This window comes from Psychrobacter proteolyticus, assembly GCF_003350005.1.
In the GTDB taxonomy this organism is placed as follows: domain Bacteria; phylum Pseudomonadota; class Gammaproteobacteria; order Pseudomonadales; family Moraxellaceae; genus Psychrobacter; species Psychrobacter proteolyticus.
The window spans coordinates 1-20,589 of the sequence record NZ_QLKS01000002.1 but is presented as its reverse complement, the minus strand read 5'-3'; the positions used below and the strand labels follow the sequence as shown (position 1 = coordinate 20,589).

The following is a 20,589-nucleotide window of genomic DNA, read 5'->3' as shown; positions in this document are numbered from 1 at the left end:
TAATCGTCAAACCTAGTAAGCAACTGCATCATATCGTCGCAATTTTCGTCAAATTACGCTATGCTATGGCATTGTCAAATTCCACCTATTTTGATCAGTATTAAACAAATCCGTATTAAACAAATCAGTATCAACCAATTTCGAGCCGACTATGAGCAACGCCGTGACAGCAGACCAAACAGAAAACAATTATTATAACCCACAAGCGATAGAAGCCGCGCAGCAGACCAAATGGGCCACTGACAAGCGCTTTGAAGTAAGTAACGAGCCAAGCGACAAGCCAAGTCGTTACATGCTGTCGATGTTCCCTTATCCAAGTGGCAAGCTGCATATGGGCCACGTACGTAACTATACGATTTCTGACGTATTAAGCCGTTATTATCGCCTCAAAGGCTATGAAGTCATGCAGCCAATGGGTTGGGATGGTTTTGGCCTGCCAGCGGAAAACGCAGCAATTGCCAACCAAACCCCACCTGCGGCATGGACATTTGCCAATATTGACAGCATGCGTGCGCAGCTTAAATTGCTAGGCCTGTCTATTGACTGGTCACGTGAATTTGCCACTTGTAGCCCTGAGTATTATCAGTGGGAGCAGTGGTTATTCTTGCAATTGTACAAAAAAGGCCTAGTCTACAAAAAGCTGTCGACGGTCAACTGGGATCCTGTTGACAACACCGTCTTAGCAAACGAGCAAGTCATCGATGGCAAAGGCTGGCGTAGTGGTGCTGCGGTCGAAAAACGCGACATCCCAATGTATTACTTCAACATCACTGATTATGCCGATGAGCTACTGGATGATTTGGATCAGCTAGAAGGTCATTGGCCATCTGAAGTACTAACCATGCAGCGTAACTGGATTGGTCGTAGTGCTGGTATGGAAGTGCACTTCCCTTATGAGCTTGCTGGTGAAGAAAACACCTTAGATGTGTTCACCACTCGTCCTGATACGTTGATGGGTGTGACTTATGTCGCTGTAGCCGCAGAGCATCCACTTGCACAGTATGCCTCTGAGCAAGATGACGCAATCGATCAATTCTGTGCCCTTTGCAAAAAAGGCTCAGTAGCTGAAGCGGATCTGGCCAAAGCTGAAAAAATCGGTATGGATACAGGCCTCACTGTGACGCATCCTTTGACTGGTGAAGAAGTGCCAGTGTGGGTTGCTAACTACGTATTGATGAGCTACGGCTCAGGCGCAGTTATGGCAGTACCTGCTCATGATGAGCGTGACTATGAATTTGCGGTGAAGTACAATTTACCTATAAAAAGAGTAGTTATCGATCTAAATGTTAAAAATTCTATTGAAAAGATTGAGCTTATAAGTAAAGAAATCAATTATGATTTTGATATAAATTACGATGAAAATTATTCACCTAGTAGCTTTGTAGATAGTATTTTAAAGCATGTAAACAACTCAAACCTACTAAAAATAATTGACGATACTGATAACAAATTTCATATGCCTCTGTTTGAGGCACTAGATACAATACGTTTTAAGTCTCACAGTCAATTTAACAATTCACCAGATAACTTGTTAATAAATTCAGGTGAGTTTAACGGTCTAGACTTTGAGCAAGCGTTTGAAGCAATGCTAGCCAAGCTTGAGCCAAAAGAGCTGGCTAAGAAAAAGATCCAGTATCGCCTACGTGATTGGGGTGTCTCTCGCCAGCGTTATTGGGGTTGCCCTATCCCAATGATCAACTGTGAGCATTGTGGTACAGTACCTGTTGAAGAGCAAGACCTACCAGTTGTATTGCCAACCGACGTCGTACCTGATGGTCGCGGTAACCCACTCAAGAACATCCCAGAGTTTGTCAATACCACTTGTCCTAAGTGTGGTAATCCTGCTGAGCGTGAGACCGATACCTTTGATACCTTTGTAGAGTCAAGCTGGTACTATGCACGTTTTGCTAGCCCAAATGATGCGCAAAACATGGTCAACAAGTCTGCTGCCAATAAATGGTTGCCTGTTGATCAATACGTCGGCGGTGTCGAGCATGCGGTGATGCATCTATTGTATGCGCGTTTCTTCCATAAGCTTATGCGCGACGAAAATTTAGTCACAGGTGATGAGCCATTTGCCAATCTAATGACCCAAGGCATGGTGCTTGCTGGTACGTTCTACCGCGTCAATGCGGATGGCAGTACGACCTACTACTTTGCAGAAGATATCGATATTGACTTCAACGAACGTGGTCAACCAATCAAAGCTATCTTGAAGTCAGATGGACAGCCAGTGACGATTGGTAAGATCGAAAAAATGTCAAAATCAAAGAACAATGGCGTAGATCCACAGCTAACCATTGATAAATATGGTGCTGATACGGTTCGTTTGTACACACTATTTACTGCGCCTGCGGATCAAACGCTTGAATGGTCAGATGACGCTCTAAAAGGCCCTTATAACTTTGTGAAAAAAGTATGGCGCATTGCAACCGACCATATGCAAGCGCTAACGGCCGCTAATATCAGCATTGATACGCTTAACAGTGCTACCTTGAACACAGACGGTCTAAGCAAAGAAGCCAAAAATTTACGCCGTAAAACGCACGAAACAATTGCTAAGATTGACAGTGACTTGGGTGATCGTCTGGCATTGAACACGCCAGTATCAAGCCTGATGGAACTTGCTAATGAGCTGACTTCTTTTAACGCCAGTAGCGAGCAAGAGCTACACGTCAAACACGAAGCGTTGACCAACCTGCTGATTATGCTATCTGTATATGCGCCGCACGTTGGCGAGCATCTGCTTGAGCAGTTGGGTCTTGACACCTTAACCTTAGACTACCCAACCGTGGATGAAAGTGCGCTGGTACAGGACATGATCACCATGGTGGTACAGGTCAATGGTAAGATGCGTGGTAAGATGGATGTCGCACCAAACAGCGATCCTGAGCAGCTAAAAGAGCAAGCTCGTACTATGGAAAGTGTGGCAAAATTCATCACTGGCGAGATCAAAAAAGAAATCGTCGTTCCTAACAAATTGGTTAACATCGTGGTTGTAGGCTGAGATATCTTGAGCTAAGTATTTTAGGCTTAGTGCTCTAAGCCTTCTTATCATATGAGGATAGCGTTTATGTCATACAAGCATCGAGCTGAGCAGGCGCAACCAGAATCAAGCGCATACAGCCTAGCTAACAAAAAGTCCCATGGCCAAAAGCTCGGAGCAGTCTTACTTGCCACGCTGCCAATGTTTGCGGTGGTAGGTGCAGCGGCGGCTCTTAGCGGCTGCGGCTTCCAGCTGCGGGGCTACGACTCAGCGATGCTGCTTGACGTCGAAAAAACAGCGGTCATCATCGAAGACAATCGCACCTCGTTCCCGCTGAAACTACCATTGACGCGTCGCCTAAAGACATTAGGTGTCGACGTTATTGATAATATGAGCTCGGAAGAAGTTGCTCGTAATAATCAACAAGCAGGGGCTGAGTCTATTGCCGCTATCGACATCCGTAATGTACGTTTTAAGCGTTACGAATTGGTTGGCGTATTAACAGAGATTCGCTTGGTACTATCAGCAGATGTCAGCTATCAAACGATGGAAAATGGTAAGCCTGTAACACTAAGCAACCCCATTCAAGTCGAGCGAAGCTACCAGTATAACGAAGCGTCTGTTAGTACTGACGATCAGCAAGGCGATCAGACTCGCGATTGGCTCTATGATACTTTAGCTCGCCGTATCACTGACCAGTATGTTGCTATCTCGCTTCCAAAAGTCGCACCTGCTGCCAAGCAGTCTGTGCAAATGAATAAAGGTGTGACACCAACCGTTGTCGTCGTACCACAACCGGAATAGTTAGTCGTTCTGATTATCAAACGATACCATTTCTAGAAATATGAGTAGCAAACTAAGCGAGTGTAAGTACTAGTAAACTCGGCTAGCTTAATACTGTTAAGCATATTTTTGGAATTGGCATTACCTGCTCATCAACCTGTGTAATACCACGCTATGCAAGACACTTTCATAAAAGCCTACCCAAAACTACTGCAGCCTTCCGTTGCGGTAGCCGGCTTGTGGCTGGCGCACGGTGACGAGCCACTGCTGAGTCAATGGTTGATAGATGCGCTGCGTCCACACTGGCGCGCACAGAACTATGCAATCAAACGTATAGAGCTAATTTCCGTCAAGAGCTGGCAAGAAGTACTGTCAGAGCTTGGCAGTCAGTCTTTATTTGATGATGCCAGCGCCTTAATCGTGACGGGCAATCATAAACCTGACAAAGCAGTTATCGCCGAGCTGGAACGTTTTGCGGTCGAGGCACAAGCTGGCACACATGGTCATAGTGTATTGTGGCTTACACCTAAGCAAGACAAACGCAGCCAGAGCAGCAAATGGTTTGCTCCTTTTGCGCAGTATGGCAATGTCATTGATTGCAATTTATACAATGAGCAGCAGCGCCAACAGCTACTACAAATACAAGCTCAGAAGTTTGGCTTACGACTGTCTCAAGAGGCTTGGCAGCTACTCATGTCACACACTGAGCATCATTTGCTAAGTGCTTATCAAACCCTATGGCGATTGTCTTATCTGTTTGCACCGCAGCTAGTTGCTAATAACAGTACTAATAAAGATAGTGCTAATGACAACAGTACCGAACAATCTAATAGCTTTTCACAACCTGTGAATAATGTGGCATTGGATATTGCAGACCTACAAGCAGCGTTGGTCAGCGACGCGCAGTTTAGCGTGTTTGATTTGTCTGATGCGATGCTCGCGGGTAATAGTACGCAGGTTGCCAAAATCATTTTTCAGCTAAAGTCGACCGATGAGCCCACTACTTTAGTGTTATGGGCTATTAGCAAAGACATGCGTCAAATTATCCAGCTTATGGACGGTCAAGACCCTCAAGCATTAGGCATTTGGCGTAGTAAGCAAGGGTTGTACCAACAAGCCTGCCGCCGTCAGTCAAAGCAACAAACGAGCGAATGGCCTGCCCTGCTTTACCGCTGTGACCAAGCTATCAAAGGACTTATTCGTCAGCCAGCATGGGAGCTATTATTACAAGCAGCACTAGAGCTTGCAGGTAAGCGTTTATTTGCTATGCGCTAAGACTAGCCTGTCACCACCTTTTATTGTTGCGCTTAGCCACGAGTTATCCATCTCTTATCTTACTGATTTATACGTTTTTCTTACTGGTTTATACATTTAAACGCTATAAATCCAGATTCTAATACCCTATCTTGTCCTCCTATAATCTCCGTTTTATTGATTTTTAGTACGCATTTCTTTTCTGTACCTATCTCTATTCTTGGCTACCTTAACCTTTCGTAAACTAATTTCCATTCCCTTTTGTAGGTGAAGTCTCTACTATATCTACACTTGATTTAATTGTGATTGGATTGTTGTCATGCGCAAAATAAGCAAAAAGTCTGCTATCAAATGGGGTGTCATCACCTTAATTATCGTAGCATTAGGGGCTTTGGCCTATACTTTTTTAAAACCAGAAGAAACCACACCTAACTACCTAACCGCAACCGTTGAAGTCGGTGATATTGAAAACAATGTCATGGCGTCCGGTAAAGTAAAAGCTTTAAATACCGTCGATGTAGGGGCACAGGTATCTGGTGAAGTAAAACGCCTGTACGTTGAAGTCGGTGACGAAGTGAACCAAGGCGATTTGATTGCGCAGATTGATCAAGTGACTCAGAAGAACAGCCTGAGCAATGAACAAGCCAGTCTTGAACAAAGCGAAGCCGCACTACAAAGTGCACAAGCAGAATCGTTAAGTAAACAAGCCAGTCTAAAAAGTGCCTATGCCGATCTTGCCAGCCGTCAGTCTGAACTCAAACAAGCCCAGTCTGATTTTGCGCGTTTGCAAGACTTAGTCGCTATCGACGCTATCTCGCAGCAGGAATATGACACGCAAGCGACCAGTGTCGAGACAGCAAAAGCAGCCGTTGCCAATGCGCGTGCGGCTATCGATACAGCAAAGGCGGCGATTGCGACTACCGAAGCCAATATCAACAGTCAGCAAGCGGCGTTACGCAAATCACGAACCAACGTCAGTACTGCTGAAGAAGATTTGAGCTATACCACGATTCGCGCCCCGATATCAGGTACTGTCGTTTCTATTACGACGGAGCAAGGCACTACGGTTAACGCTAATCAAACAGCGCCTACACTAGTAACGCTAGCAGATTTATCGACCGTACGTATCAACGCGCAAATCTCCGAAGCTGACGTTATCAATGTCAGTGCTGGCATGCCTGCTTATTTCAACATCATCGGTAATCCAGACCAGCAGTATGATGCGACGTTGACTGCTATCGAGCCTGCCCCAGAGCAAATCAGTAGTACCAGCTCAACGGACGCTGCTATCTATTACGTCGGCTACGTAGAAGTGCCGAACCCTGACCGCTTGTTCCGAATTGATATGACCGCGCAGATCTATATCATCGTCAATGAAGCCAAAAATGCGCTATTAGTACCGTCAACAGTGATACAAGAAAAACGCTCTGAAGGTAAAGAAAAAGGCAAAGCAGCTACCGGCAAGTTTGTACGTGTACTAAAAGAGGACGGAACCGTAGAAGAGCGTACTGTAGAAGTCGGTATCGATAACCGAGTAAATGCGCAAATCTTAAGTGGTTTGAAAGAAGGAGAAGAAGTAATCATCAGTGAAGAAAGCGGTAAGAAATCTGGTAGCGGCCGTATCCCTGGTGGACCTCGAATGTAACTTGCTCTTTGACTATGTTGAATAAAAAAGGGCTCGTTAAACATAGCGGCCCTTTCATAACAACACTATAACGCTTATTAGCCTTTATTAAAGACACTGCTATGACTATATCTCAATCTCCTAAACCGTCGACTGAAGATAGCTCTGAAAGTAGCACGGCTCAAAACTTAGGGTCACACACTTCTGCTAACCCTTCAAACAGCTCAGATAACTCAGATAACTTGGCAAAAACCAATACCGTTAATCACCCTGTACCAGGCAAGCCTATTATGGAGCTGTCTGGTATTATCAGAGAGTTCCCTGCTGGTGAGCAAACCATTCGCGTCTTGCATGATATCAATCTAACTATCAATCAAGGCGAGATGGTTGCTATCATTGGACAATCAGGCTCTGGTAAGTCCACCTTGATGAATATCTTAGGCTGCTTGGATCAAGCCACTGCTGGCGATTATAAGATTTATGGTCAATCCGCTCGTAAGCTTGATGCCGATCAGTTGGCTGAGCTGCGCCGTGAGCACTTTGGGTTTATTTTTCAGCGCTATCATTTGCTTGGGGATATCAGTGCCAAAGACAACGTGGCCGTCCCTGCCGTATATGCGGGCATGGATACCGAGGCACGCACCAATCGTGCTGAGAAGCTTTTAACGGATTTGGGCCTTGGTAATAAGGTCAATAACCGTCCCAATCAGCTCTCAGGTGGACAGCAGCAGCGTGTTTCTGTTGCTCGTGCACTGATGAATGGTGGTGACGTGATTTTGGCAGATGAGCCAACGGGTGCCCTAGACAGTAAATCTGGTGAGGACGTCATGGCGATTTTGCATGACCTCAGTGCACAAGGCCATACTATTATCATGGTCACTCATGATCCAAAGCTAGCGGCACAAGCGGAGCGTGTGATTGAGCTAAAAGATGGCTATGTCATCGCTGACTATCAAACTGAGCATTATAAGCATACAGACAAAAAACCAGAGTCTATCCTTGGTGAACATCGAAAAAGTGCCTTTGGTAGCTTTATAGATCGATTGCTTGAAGCCTTTAAAATGTCTTTGCTTGCCATGCGTGCGCATAAGATGCGTACCCTACTGACTATGCTCGGTATTATCATCGGTATCGCTGCGGTTGTATCTATCGTAGGTCTTGGACAAGGCTCTCAGCAGCAAATCCTTGCCAATATCAGCTCGTTAGGTACTAATACCATTACCGTCAATGATGGCTACCCTAGAGGCGACCCTAGACGCCGCTATAATGATGACAACTTGACGCCAGAAGACGCCGAAGCGGTCGGCAATCAGCCCTATATTATCAGCGTCAGCCCTCAAGTGAATGCCAACTCTAGCGTGCGCTATCGTAGTATACAAGAGGACGCTACCGTCAACGGCGTTGGTGAAGACTATCTAACCGTCACTGGTGAGACATTGGCATTGGGTCAAGGGTTTGATGCAAAAAGCGTCACATTACGTAGTCAAGATATTATCATCGATGACAATGCTAAGCAGACCTTTTTCTCAGATATTGATAACCCTGTTGGTGAGGTAATATTGGTTGGTAGTGTGCCTGGACGCGTGATTGGCGTCCTCGAAGAGAGCGATGGTGGCTTTGGCCCCAGTGTGACGACGCCTACTATATATATGCCTTATACGACGGTGATGTCGCGTGTCACTGGTAGTACCAATATCGATCGCTTTGTAGCGTTATTAGATGACAGTATCTCTTCTAGCGCCGCAGAAACAGCCATCTCTGACTTGATAGAGAGTCGCCATGGCAAAGATGACTTTGAGCTGCGCAATTCAGACTCTATTCGTCAAACGATCGAGTCGACGACAGGAACGATGACCCTGCTGATCTCATCAGTCGCGGTTATTTCATTGATCGTCGGCGGTATTGGGGTGATGAACATTATGCTAGTCTCTGTCACCGAACGTACCAACGAGATTGGCGTACGTATGGCAGTAGGCGCACGTCAGAGCGATATCATGCAGCAGTTCCTTATTGAGGCCGTTTTGGTCTGTATCTTAGGGGGACTAATCGGTATTGGACTGGCCTTTGCCATTGGTGAGCTGATTAATAGCGTGGGTGGTGATAATTTCAAAGTTATCTACTCATCAACCTCTATTATTGCCGCTTTTGTTTGTTCGACGTTAATTGGTGTAGTATTTGGATTCTTGCCAGCGCGTAATGCCGCCAAATTAGATCCTGTTGAAGCACTTTCTCGAGACTAATAATCGATTATTGACTCGCTTTGGCCGAAAATAGAGCAGTCAATATCGATATAATGATGAAAATTTAAATAAACTGGAATAAATTGGCAATTTTATAAGAGAATTGCACTTTTTTTATCATGTGGGGTTGTAATTGTCATAATAATATATATAATGTGCTCTCACGTTTAGGGATACAAACACTTTAAACGTTAGGGCTGTTAGCTCAGTTGGTAGAGCAGTTGACTTTTAATCAATTGGTCCCGCGTTCGAGTCGCGGACAGCCCACCATATTTAGTTTGATCTTTATTAATCGTTCTGCCCTATCCGGTAGTAGACTGATAAAGGTAAGTTTAAAAGACATCGTTAAGATGTTTAATTTTAGAAAGTTCTCTAGTTAGAATTTTCTCTTGCAGTAAAATGCAAACCTAGTTTGGATATGATGAAGTAATTCTTTATTTAATCCTCGCTCAGGGCTGTTAGCTCAGTTGGTAGAGCAGTTGACTTTTAATCAATTGGTCCCGCGTTCGAGTCGCGGACAGCCCACCATATTTAGAAAGCCCAGTTACTATCTTAGTAATTGGGCTTTTTTTCGTCTGGGCTTTTTAAATGTTGTTTTTTAGCTTTTATATACCTCTATTTATTATGCTTGCGTTTAAACAGTCGAAAGCTATCTCTCTTGCGCCATAGTAGTTTATGTCTGATCGTATCTTTGATGGTACGTGGATGCTTGGGTGCATGAGCGATAAACTCATCAAACTCTGCCTCACTCATCGCTAGCTCTCGTCCATGTGCCATCATCACCATTGACGGTTGCAACGCTCTTATTTTTTTTAACGATTGAACATATTCTTTAGGGTAATAGACAGGAAACGGCGCTACGAACTTGTGCCGCAACTTAATGATTAAATCAGCGGTATATACTTCGCGACTGGGCAGGTGAAACAAAGACAAATCGCGATCCGTATGACCTGGTGTCTCTAGTACTTGCCATTCATCAAAGTGTGGCACAAGCTCGCCATCTTTGACGGTGATATCTGGTTTCAGACTTGCCGAGTAATATAGGTTTTTAAGTGGGCGGCCTTGACGTCTGGCCACATAATATCCTAGATGTATATCTACGAAGTGCATCGTGCGCCCACCAATACCGCTATACCACTGCTTTTTTCTATCTGCTGAGACAATCAGACAGCCAGTCTTTTCTCGAAACTTATTCGCACCGCCTGCATGATCCGGATGCATATGCGTGACCACCACTACTTTTAGGTCGGTGACGGGTCGTTTTAACGTTGTCTTAATATAGTCAAGCACCATCGGTACATCAGCACGGCAGCAACCATCTAGCAGCATTATTTTATCTGGATATACTGCCAGATAGCTACTCTGGATATATCCTTCTAAACGTACAATTTCACATAGACTCATTGGTGTTCCTTACCTCATTCGTCGTTATTATTGTGAGGCTTTTGTTCAGTTTTATAGCCAATCTTTAGTATAGCGCCCGTCAATATAAATAAAATGACTTTGAGTGAACGCTTGTGACTATATACAAGAGTAATCCGATATATAGAGACGATGCGGCTAACAATTAACTATGGACAACTTACTACTCATAACCGTATGTATGGTTCTATTTATGATAATTCTCACCTTATTAGCAAAAAGCAAAAACCCAGCACTTAGGCTGGGTTTAAGGAAACACTTAATATCTTATTTGTTATCTTAGATAATTCGTAAATTACCTACTTATCAACTATGCAAGATCACGAACCTTTGGCTCACGTTCCCATAGACGAGACTTAGCATTATTAATAAAGGCATCTAGCTCGGCCAATGGTGTCACAAATTCATCTTTTTCAACTGGGAGTTTACTTAAGATAAATTCATCAGTCGCACCGCAATATGCAATAGCTTTGCAATGGTTGTACGCGTCGTTGAACCAATCTAATGCTGAGCTGTCTTTTGCCAGCTTTTTAGCTTGGTCAGGCATGATGATACTAACGACGGCATCAAACATCACTGACGGACCACCAGCGAGGCGCTCATCAGCTTGTATGCGTGTACCATCATCCAATACGACTTCTTTATTAGGCGCTACAATCTTGACACTAGCACCCTGCGCTTTGGCAGCATCTTCGAATTTTTTGACTTCACTGCTATTAGAGCCTTCTGCAACCAAGATACCGATCATACGACCTTTTAGGCTATCAGGCGTTAGGCCAATAGTTTGTACCGCTTTAGAGGTTCCCAAGTCTTGGACAGGTGCAGCCGCGTCAGCTGGCTCTGGTAGCTCCATACCCAATGCCGTTGCTACGCGATTGGCCAAGTCTTCATCGATATGAATCAAATGGCTAAGCATACGCGTACGCACATGGGCTGTATCTACTTTACCTAGCTCAAACGCATAAGCAGTTGCGATATGTGCTTGCTCAGTTGCTGTCTGACTACGGTAGAACATACGTGGCTGGCTATAATGATCTGCAAAGCTCTCGTCACGTACGCGGCCTTTTACGCCATCATCTAGTTGCTCATGGAATGAGTTAAAACCACGTTTAGCGCTTTCACGAGGACGAGTTGGATCTAGGCTTTGTGGCTCATAGAGTACACGCGTCTTAGGCACTTGCATCTGCATATGACCATCTTGCTGATTGTTAGCAAACGGACATTTTGGCGCATTGATAGGAATCTGGGCAAAGTTTGGCGAGCCTAGACGTGATAGCTGAGTGTCCAAATAACTGAACAGACGACCTTGTAATAATGGGTCGTTACTAAAGTCAACACCCGGTGGCAGATGCGATGGGCAGAATGCTACCTGCTCAGTCTCTGCAAAGAAATTATCTGGATAACGATTCAGCACCATTTTACCGACGACTTTCACTGGCACCAACTCTTCTGGAATCAGCTTGGTCGCATCAAGATGGTCAAATGGGAATTCGTTGGCTTCTTCTTCAGTAAATAACTGCACGCCAAACTCCCACTCAGGATAATCACCGTTGTTAATTGACTCAAATAAATCACGACGATGATAATCAGGGTCAGCACCTGAGATTTTTACTGCTTCATCCCACGTGGTTGACTGTACGCCCAACACTGGCTTCCAATGAAAACGGACAAAAGTGCTCTTGCCATCTTTATTGATTAAGCGATAGCTGTGAATACCAAAGCCTTCCATCATGCGCAAGCTGCGTGGCAAAGCACGATCACTCATCAGCCAAATTAGATTATGCATGGTTTCAGGACTTAATGACACAAAATCCCAAAACGTATCATGAGCAGACGCTGCTTGCGGGAAACCGCGATCTGGTTCTGGTTTTACCGCATGAATCAAATCTGGAAACTTCATCGCATCTTGGATAAAGAATATTGGCATGTTGTTACCAACGATATCCCAGTTACCTTCTTCTGTATACATTTTCACAGCAAAACCGCGCACATCACGTGGCGTATCTTTTGAACCTTTGTTACCTGCTACCGTTGAGAAACGCGTGAACAATGGCGTTTGCTTACCCGTTTCGGTCAATACTTTGGCAGTCGTATATTCTTCTAATGACTCTGTCAGCTCAAAATAACCGTGTGCTGCGCTACCACGAGCATGGACGATACGCTCAGGGATACGCTCATGGTCAAAATGATTGATTTTTTCACGTAATACAAAATCCTCTAATAGCGTCGGCCCACGTGAGCCTGCTTTTAGCGAGTTTTGGTTATCAGCGATGGCCACACCCTGCTGCGTGGTTAATACTTTAGTGTCGTCGCCTGCACGCTGATGGGTTTCACCACCATTGCCACGTTCAGTATTCATGTCTTTGGCGGGGTCAGTATGATCGATATTATTATTCATAAAAAATCCTAGCTAATAGATTGAGAGTGCTCTTTTAAATCACTAAAAGAGTGCCTACACAGGTTTGATATCCTTTGAGATAGTGGTGACTTCATCTGTCATTTGTTTGTCTGTGTTTTCAGCATTGCCGAGCGTTAAATTAATACCGCACTAAAATTCGTAAAGGAATAATAGGCTTAGGAGTTATACTACCCAAAAAATAAGTCAAATATAGTTGCGTATATAGTAAACCTTGTTGATATTTAGTTAACGTTTATAGACGCCATAGAGCAACTACTTTAGATGGTCTTAAAGGCGCATAAACGTTAACAATAGAATCTTGTAATGTAGTTATTCTTTAAGGTATGCTTTTATGCAGTACTAGAGACTATTGATAAATAAATTGGCAGGTTTTTAGCCTTATATTTATCTTTTTTATATCGTTGGATTCAAATGATTTCGTTACAAGAGAACCGAGCACAAGCTATACATTAGTATGGTTAGCGAGGATGATAATGTAGCGGATTTGTAGGGATTTGATGATGCGACTATTTTATATAACTATAAGGCTACCTACCATGTTACCAACTCTAAGCTCCTCGACTAAAAAACCTTATCACTCATTGCTAGTAGGCGCGTCAATGGGTCTAATGGCATTAACGTTCAGTCAAACAGCTGCTGCTATCACGACCAAAAACGTAACGTATACGGTCGATGATAAAGCGTATGAAGGCTATTACGCCAAGGCAGATAAGCCAAACGCACCTTTTATCTTACTGATTCATGATTGGGATGGTCTAACTGACTATGAGCGCAAACGTGCTGACATGTTAGCGGCTGAAGGCTACAACGTATTGGCGGCCGATATGTTTGGACAAGGCATTCGCCCTACTTCTATCGAAGAAAATAAACGCCTAACTGGCGAGCTATATGATGATCGTAATAAGATGCGCCGCATATTGGCAGGGGCATTAACGGCAGGACAACTACAAGGTAATGATGTGCGTAAAGGCACGACTATGGGATATTGTTTTGGCGGTACGGTCGCGTTAGAGCTAGCACGTTCAGGCTTTGAGCAAAAAGCCTTTGTACCCTTCCACGGTGCTTTTGATATTCCAACCGGTCAAAGCTATGACAAAACTACGGGAGAAATCCTAGTATTCCACGGTTCTGCTGACCAATCTGTCTCGCTAGAGAGCTTTGCGACTTTGGGCAAGACGTTAGAAGCAGCCAAAATCCCGCATGAGATGGTTACCTACAGCGGTGCGCCACATGCCTTTAGCGTATTTGGCAGCGATAGATATGACGCCCGCGCTGATGAACGATCTTGGAAACGCTACTTAGATTTTTTAGCAGAAGAATATAAATAACCTAACAGCACAAGTCGAATCAGTAATAATATAAACAAGCCCAAACAAAAAGACACCTCAATTAAGATCCGATAACGATCCATTGAGGTGTCTTTTTATTTATGTAATTTTTGCCAACGCTTTAAAAAATTAGCGTTTATGAAATACCAATAGCTGATTATTGGCAGGCATCGCATACGTTTTAGAAAGTTGTAGATAATGAGCGTTTGCTAAACTAACGACATCTTCTTTATCGCGAATGCCGCTGTCAGGATTACCTGCTCTCAACATCGCATCAAATCGCTGATTCCCTTCACTAGTATATTTACCGTGCTCATTAAATGGGCCATATATAATCAGCTTACCGTCAACAGGTAGTGCCTCACCAGCCAATGCAAATAATCGCTCTACCAAAGCCCAGCTAATAATATGCAAAGTATTGGCCGTAAATATCACATCGTAAGGTTTGTCTACATGACTGCTATTTAAATGACTATTATCTAAATGCCTACTAACAGGTACTGAGTCATGCGCCAAATCAAACGCTAATGGCGAATATAGATTGGGTGCAGGATAAGCATTGTACCAAGCAATGATATGGCGGTGATTACCAGTGACATCGCTCGTTTGCCACTGTATCTCAGGCAGATTAGGCGCAAAGTAAACACTATGCTGACCTGTCCCAGAACCAATCTCTAGCACATGATTAAAGCCTTGCAACTCTGTTTGAAGTACTTTTAGAATAGGCTGCTTATTATTCTCACACGCTTGAGAAAACGGCAATGCAGAAATATCTACTTTATTATTTGGATTATCACTATCCATATTATCGTCATGCATCACAATCCTCCCAGACCGTCTATTATGCTCTCAGTATTGATAGCAGTAGATTAACAAGCACTGTCTAATACTGCCTGACTACCAAACAACTGACTACTAGTAAATACCTGCCTCTACCCCAGCAGCAAGCGTCATAGCAAGCTCTTCTACTTGCTCAGCAAAACTGTCTTGCCAGTCGCCTTGTAGTATCAGCGCCTCTTGAATCCATGACCAACGTAGCCCTGTCGTAATCGTTTTGAGCGCAAGCTTGGTACCTGTACCATCATGCCCTGCGCGTATATATACCGCAAATGGCATGCCCTGCTTCTCTTCTAGCACGGGATAATAGCAACGATCAAAAAAGTCCTTGGTCAGCCCTGCCATATACGCTAGATTTTCGGTCGTACCTAGCAATAACGCATCAGCAGCCAATACATCTTCAGGCTGCGTATCCTGCGGTGATTTCAAAATGACAGTGATATCTATATCAGGATGATTCGCACCGTCATAAGCTGCCTGCGCCAATTTCTTAGTATTAGGCGATGGCGCATGAGCAACGATGAGTAGAGTCTTAGTGGACATATTAGGCTTCTGTGCCATTGTTAAACACTAAGTTTTGAGTGATAGCAGGATCCAAGCTATTGCCTACTGGGCAGGTCAATGCGGTTTTATAAAATCTCTTTAAGGTACTCTCATCCAATGCTTTTGAAAAATTAACCACGACATGTATTTCACTTACCCGCCTTGGTTTGGCAGCCATAACTTTGGTAACTTCTGCGGTCGTACCTGAGATATCGATATCCATCGCTTCGGCTTTGATACCAATAATTGTTAAGATACAACTACCCAAACTAGTGGCTAGCAAATCAGTCGGAGAAAACGCCTCACCCTTGCCATGATTGTCTGTCGGCGCATCGGTAATGATTTGATTATTCGACTGTAGATGGATGGCTTGGGTGCGTAAATTGCCTTGGTAAGTTACTTTTGATGTTGTCATAGGATTCTCTTTTATGTGTGTCGTTAAACTACTGGTCTTTAAAAACTCTTGAGTAGCTAATTCATAGAGAATTAAAATTTTAGTATTATCAGTCAATAATATGGGAATTTAAGTTCACATATTCTCATATATAAAACCTATATATTATACTAGTCAAGTGAGGGAAGGTCTTTATCACATCTCTGCGCATTAGATTGAGCTAGTACTCTTCCTACAGAAGTCACCTGTATACCTAAGTCTAAGTTATTCCACCATTTCTTGAGAATATTCAAATTGGCTCTTTCATCCCATTTTTCCATAAATATACGAATATTTTCACTCTTAATATTTGGATCTTGTAAATAAAGATCATATATCCTATTGATAGCTTCTTTCTGTCCTTCTGTTAAGGCTACAGAATTAGGAATAAAAACTCCTTGATGAAAAAACTGCTGCGTAAAGGTAAAAGATTCAATTTGCTGTCTATTTGGAATAGGCACCCTTACAAATTCAGAGTTTAGAGCGTGATCAACTAAAATGTTTTTAGGCAACTTATTATCTTTTATAATATCTATTGCTTTAGAAAAATCTTCAGAATTTTTTCTTATGCCTACATCCACGTAGCCATATAGCTCTTTAGAATAATACTCATCTAACTTTATTAAGCCACCAAACGAATTTAAACGCACTGCATCTAATATATCTAAATGATCTAGCCAATCTCTACCTGTAGGCAATTTTCCGTAAAAAATATTTCCAAATAATTTATCTAACGTATCTAATCCTTTATATATCTCTCCTGATGCTGGAAAGAAGTGATTTACAGCATGGAAAGCGGTTAGACCAAGTAAAGCATCGTCAGAAATTTCATCTACGATTTCAACAGCACGATTGACTCCTGCTCTTACAATACGATTTTCACCTTTCGCAAACCTATGAACCAATAGTTCTGAAAGAAGATCGTAGTCAGCAGGTCTTTCTGTAGATGCAGCTGTTTTTTGAGCTTCTGAAAGTAGGATTTGAAAGCTAGGATCAGCAAATGCCTCAAAAGCACCATCCATCTTTTCCATTTTTGGTAATAAAATACTTTCAAACTCACTTACCCTTGAATTTGCAACCTTTAAGGCCTCTTGTGCAAACTCTTCTTTCAGTTTCAAACTCATTTCTTGATATACTTCACGGGCACGTTTTTCATCTATGCCAGAAATGACCGTTATATTTTGAGCTTGATAATTAGTAGAACTATCGCCTCCTTCTTGAGTTTGTCTACTCATCATCATTTTTGTTCCTTATATTTAAACTTCCACCAACTTGTATATTAGTTGAGCTATCGCCACCTTTCTGAACCTGCTTATTTGTCGGAGTAGAATTATTACCTTTAAACCACCGTATTATTGCTCCTATAGCTACGATGGCCACGCCACTAAAAAGCCAATCTTTATTTTCAATAATCCAATCCATAGGTAGAATTCCTAACAATTCAAAATAGTATCTTACTAGATAATAGCGCTATTAAATGATAAAAACTCTACTCAAATACAGTATATTACGACTTCATTCTTTTAATCTTATTAAGGACTGCCTCACTTTCTAAGATGAATAGCTGATTGATTAACATAAACTCTCGAATATCATCACTTACATTATAACGAGGTTCTTGATGTGCTCGATTGTTGCGATAAGCCATATAGACACTCGTAAACAGCGATGCTTTACCTTTAGATTCACCTGAATCTAAGTTTTCCCAATACAAAACTGAATCATCACCTTGGAATGCTTTTGCAAATAGCTTAACGCCACTTTCGTTGTTCAAGCCTGTACGCTCTTTGACAATAGATTCCAGCTTTCGGTATGCACCCATGATTGCATTGTCTGGACTCTTATCAAAATCCAATGCCAGTTCGATCAGGCGTGGGTCAAGCAATGCCATAGGAATAATGAGCGGAAATTCACTAAAAATATTGTGCTCACGCTTCTTATAAAGATAAACAGACTCATACCACCTAGCAGGGCGCACTGGATTGATACTGTTGATATATTCCAAATCTTTCACAGTTAAAATTGAATTGGATATACGTTCAAAAATCGATTTTGAAATGATGTACTCATTAATACTATCGGTATAGTTGCGTAATAAGTTCAAGACAAATGCATATCCTTTTGGGGCCTCTCCCTCGTAGCCAGAAGCAAAACCACCTTTAATGACTATCTGAATATTATACTTGAGGGTTAGCAGTAGCGCATGAGTATGTGAATAAGCCTCTTCAAAGGTTAGTATTTTCACGTCTTGTATTTTTTCACCACCATGTATGAGCTGTATAACCGCCTCTTTACATGTTTGGGTAATACCGCTGTCGCCTAAATATTGAATACCTGCAAATTTAGCTTTCACTTGTTTTCCTTAAATTAATCTAATCTATAGTAGAAACATTCCTTATTATCAAATCGTCTTAAATAAGCTATTAGCTAAACCTCGCTGAAATATAGATCCAATACTCTAAGAGCAGTACAAGCAAACCCTAAGACAACGAAAAGCATAAATAGTATGAGTCGCTATTAAGTGCCACATAATGGTGAATATCAAGTCCAATAGTCACTAGCAGAAATCTTTTATCGAAAAATATAACTGCACAGTGTAAATAGTTAAATAAAATCAGTAAAAAAGGAAAATCTATTCCAACCAAAACCTTTTGACCTACCCTCTACACTGCCCGAACGTTCCAGCCTATCTACAGATTATGCTATTCTATGTTGAATATATATAAGCATTTATTTAGTTTTAGCAAATTTTTTAGTTATTGCCAATTAAATTATAAATCCAGACACAAATATTTTAAATAGGCGTTCCATATGTTTATAAAAAAAAAAATTTTTCATTTATCTATTTTTACCATGATACTTATGTTCTGCAGTAATGCACAAGCTGAAACTCATCAAGATAAAATCCAAGTAAAGGTATTTATCGCAGCGATGTTTGAAATTGGTGAAAATAGTGGAGATAAAGCAGGCGAATTTCAGCATTGGTATAATCAATATTTTACAGATAGTAAGCCTATAAAAGTAAAAGGTGCCCATAGCCCAGTTTATTGTAACTCAGAAGGTGTCTGTGGTTCGGTATTAGGGATGGGTAAAGTAGGGTCTTCAGCATCCATGCAGGCAATCACACTTTCTCCTAAATTTGACTTTAGCAAAAGCTACTTCGTTTTAAGCGGTGTCGCCGGAACACCACCGAGTAAAGGTACAATAGGTGATGTAAGCTGGGCGTCTTGGCTCGTAGATTATGACTTAGGTCACCGCTGGAAAGCCGAAGAAGGTGAAAAAGGTGCACCTACGTTTACACCTCGCAAAGGCTATGAAGATATTCGCCGCTATCAACTTAACTCTGAACTGCTAAAATGGAATCTACATCTCAGCCAGTCAGTTGCTTTAAAAGATTCAAAAGAAGCCAGCGCATATCGAATGAAATATCCTGATGCAGCAGCACGACGTAGCCCAGCTATAACCGTAGGCACTCATATGACAGGAGATACTTTTTTTCATGGACCAGGGTTGTCAAAGCAAGCTCAATATATAGCTGAACTATATAATGCAGATGATTACATTATCACTGAAATGGAAGCCGCTGCAATAGCACAAGTACTTAACAGAACGGTAGGTATTGAACGCATAATGAGCTTACGTGGTGCAGTGAATTTTGACCAAGGTAATCCAAATGAGACCACGCTTCAACATCTAGATCCAGCACCAGGAGAAACAGCTGGTGGTTTTGCAGAAACAGTAGAAAACATAGTACTAATAGGATCAAAAACTGTCGATCACATCGTTGATAACTGGGATGTCTGGGAAAAAGGTGTGCCAAAATTCAAAGAAGAATAAAGAACTCCAAGATAAATTTTAAGTAGTACAACAGACGGTTAATAGTTAGCAGTCAGTAAGTAGTTTCTAGAATGAGTTTACGCTCATTCTGGGAACTGCTATGGCTGAAAGCTCTACTACCAATATAGCTCTTACATTACAGTTTCATTAGAAAATAATTAATTCCTCGATCCGCCTATGTTTGTTAGATAGCATACGATTAAGTAAGCTGTAGGATTCATCCTTGATATAGACCTCTATTCAATCTTTAGCGAGTTTTCTCATTCTATCTAAGTTACTCAAAAGATGACAACATCACTCCGCTCAATAATTAAGGTACTGTATCAATCGTAGTAAAAGGTACTTCTTGTCCCAATATCAATACCTCACGGCTTTCTCCTTTAGCATACTAAAAGGGTAGAAGCGGATATTGTGGTGTTGTTTATCGCTTATAAACTCTACTGGCTAGGTATAAATCTAATACATTTGGTTAGATTCAATGGCATAGTCTTGCCTGATGATAGATATTCTTTTTGTCTTAGGGCACGGTTTTCACTTTAAAATAGTACATACGCAATGAAAACATCTGTGATTCTATCAGTAGTAAGGTTCGGATATACGTTGTAGTATTGGCAAAATAATTTTTAATGTTAGCCAAAGAAAAGCCCTCTTCGCGTTAGCGAAGGGGGCTTTATTTAGAATAGAGAGCTGAAGAACGAGAAGAGCGTCGTTAAGGCAAAGCATTGCTTTGCTTGGCAGCACAAGAGCAAATCCTATTTAAAGGATTTGCTGCGTAGGTCACTAGGAATAAAAGACAGACGCAAAGAAAATCCCCCGGCTAGGTAACTAGTCGGGGGATATTTCAGAATAGAGAGCTGACGATGACCTACTCTCACATGGGCGA

The 20,589-nt window shown here is 42.3% G+C and carries 15 protein-coding genes, 2 tRNA genes and 1 pseudogene; 10 read left to right on the top strand and 8 right to left on the bottom strand.

Going from position 1 to position 20,589, the window contains the following annotated elements:
• Positions 1–60: 60 nt before the first annotated feature.
• The 8 genes and pseudogenes from leuS to DXK30_RS04610 form a co-directional block, all read left to right on the top strand.
• Positions 61–2,432 (top strand): annotated as a pseudogene (gene leuS / locus DXK30_RS04640) (leucine--tRNA ligase); the annotation flags it as partial.
• A gap of 8 nt (positions 2,433–2,440) precedes the next feature.
• Positions 2,441–3,007 (top strand): class I tRNA ligase family protein, encoded by a 567-nt coding sequence (locus DXK30_RS12930; RefSeq protein WP_390178025.1) that lies wholly within the window; start codon positions 2,441–2,443, stop codon positions 3,005–3,007.
• Between the two features lie 66 nt (positions 3,008–3,073).
• Positions 3,074–3,790, top strand: coding sequence for an LPS-assembly lipoprotein LptE (locus DXK30_RS04635; RefSeq protein ID WP_114700712.1), 717 nt, complete (start codon positions 3,074–3,076; stop codon positions 3,788–3,790).
• A 153-nt stretch (positions 3,791–3,943) separates the two neighbouring features.
• Entirely contained in the window at positions 3,944–5,044 is a 1,101-nt protein-coding gene (locus DXK30_RS04630; RefSeq protein ID WP_114700711.1) for a DNA polymerase III subunit delta, read from the top strand.
• Between the two features lie 298 nt (positions 5,045–5,342).
• On the top strand, positions 5,343–6,668 hold the full coding sequence (locus DXK30_RS04625) for an efflux RND transporter periplasmic adaptor subunit (protein ID WP_114700710.1): 1,326 nt from the start codon (positions 5,343–5,345) through the stop codon (positions 6,666–6,668).
• Between the two features lie 269 nt (positions 6,669–6,937).
• The gene (locus DXK30_RS04620) at positions 6,938–8,887 is read left to right on the top strand and encodes a MacB family efflux pump subunit (protein ID WP_198327634.1); all 1,950 of its coding nucleotides are present in this window, start codon (positions 6,938–6,940) and stop codon (positions 8,885–8,887) included.
• Positions 8,888–9,081: 194 nt separating this feature from the next.
• Positions 9,082–9,157, top strand: a tRNA-Lys gene (locus tag DXK30_RS04615).
• 182 nt (positions 9,158–9,339) lie between these two features.
• Positions 9,340–9,415: transfer RNA gene (locus DXK30_RS04610), tRNA-Lys, on the top strand.
• 87 nt (positions 9,416–9,502) lie between these two features.
• On the opposite strand, the gene DXK30_RS04605 is transcribed toward DXK30_RS04610, so the two are convergent.
• Together DXK30_RS04605 and DXK30_RS04600 are read right to left on the bottom strand one after the other, a co-directional pair.
• The gene (locus DXK30_RS04605) at positions 9,503–10,291 is read right to left on the bottom strand and encodes an MBL fold metallo-hydrolase (protein WP_114700708.1); all 789 of its coding nucleotides are present in this window, start codon (positions 10,289–10,291) and stop codon (positions 9,503–9,505) included.
• Positions 10,292–10,619: 328 nt separating this feature from the next.
• On the bottom strand, positions 10,620–12,707 hold the full coding sequence (locus tag DXK30_RS04600) for a catalase (protein WP_114700707.1): 2,088 nt from the start codon (positions 12,705–12,707) through the stop codon (positions 10,620–10,622).
• Positions 12,708–13,264: 557 nt separating this feature from the next.
• Between DXK30_RS04600 and DXK30_RS04595 the strand changes: the two genes are divergently transcribed.
• Positions 13,265–14,056, top strand: coding sequence for a dienelactone hydrolase family protein (locus DXK30_RS04595; RefSeq protein ID WP_114700706.1), 792 nt, complete (start codon positions 13,265–13,267; stop codon positions 14,054–14,056).
• Between the two features lie 129 nt (positions 14,057–14,185).
• Here DXK30_RS04595 and DXK30_RS04590 read toward each other — a convergent pair whose 3' ends face one another.
• The 6 genes from DXK30_RS04590 to DXK30_RS04565 all read right to left on the bottom strand — a co-directional run bounded on the left by DXK30_RS04590 (position 14,186) and on the right by DXK30_RS04565 (position 18,222).
• Entirely contained in the window at positions 14,186–14,875 is a 690-nt protein-coding gene (locus DXK30_RS04590; protein ID WP_201508083.1) for a DUF938 domain-containing protein, read from the bottom strand.
• 96 nt (positions 14,876–14,971) lie between these two features.
• Positions 14,972–15,436 carry a flavodoxin family protein gene (locus DXK30_RS04585; protein WP_114700705.1) on the bottom strand — a complete coding sequence of 155 codons (465 nt, stop codon included), beginning with the start codon at positions 15,434–15,436 and terminating at the stop codon, positions 14,972–14,974.
• Position 15,437: 1 nt separating this feature from the next.
• Positions 15,438–15,851: an OsmC family protein gene (locus DXK30_RS04580; RefSeq protein WP_057758892.1), complete on the bottom strand. Its 414-nt coding sequence runs from the start codon at positions 15,849–15,851 to the stop codon at positions 15,438–15,440.
• A 149-nt stretch (positions 15,852–16,000) separates the two neighbouring features.
• Positions 16,001–17,110 (bottom strand): LPO_1073/Vpar_1526 family protein, encoded by a 1,110-nt coding sequence (locus DXK30_RS04575; protein ID WP_201508084.1) that lies wholly within the window; start codon positions 17,108–17,110, stop codon positions 16,001–16,003.
• Complete coding sequence (locus tag DXK30_RS04570) at positions 17,097–17,291, bottom strand: hypothetical protein (protein ID WP_114700704.1); 195 nt, start codon at positions 17,289–17,291, stop codon at positions 17,097–17,099. The genes DXK30_RS04575 and DXK30_RS04570 overlap by 14 nt, the downstream gene beginning before the upstream one ends.
• 85 nt (positions 17,292–17,376) lie before the next feature.
• A complete protein-coding gene (locus DXK30_RS04565; RefSeq protein WP_114700703.1) occupies positions 17,377–18,222 on the bottom strand; it encodes a TIGR02391 family protein in 846 nt (281 codons plus the stop codon).
• A gap of 458 nt (positions 18,223–18,680) precedes the next feature.
• Here DXK30_RS04565 and DXK30_RS04560 point away from each other — a divergent pair, with 458 nt between their 5' ends.
• Positions 18,681–19,706, top strand: a complete 1,026-nt coding sequence (locus DXK30_RS04560) for a purine-nucleoside phosphorylase (RefSeq protein ID WP_201508086.1) — start codon at positions 18,681–18,683, stop codon at positions 19,704–19,706.
• Positions 19,707–20,589: the final 883 nt, after the last annotated feature.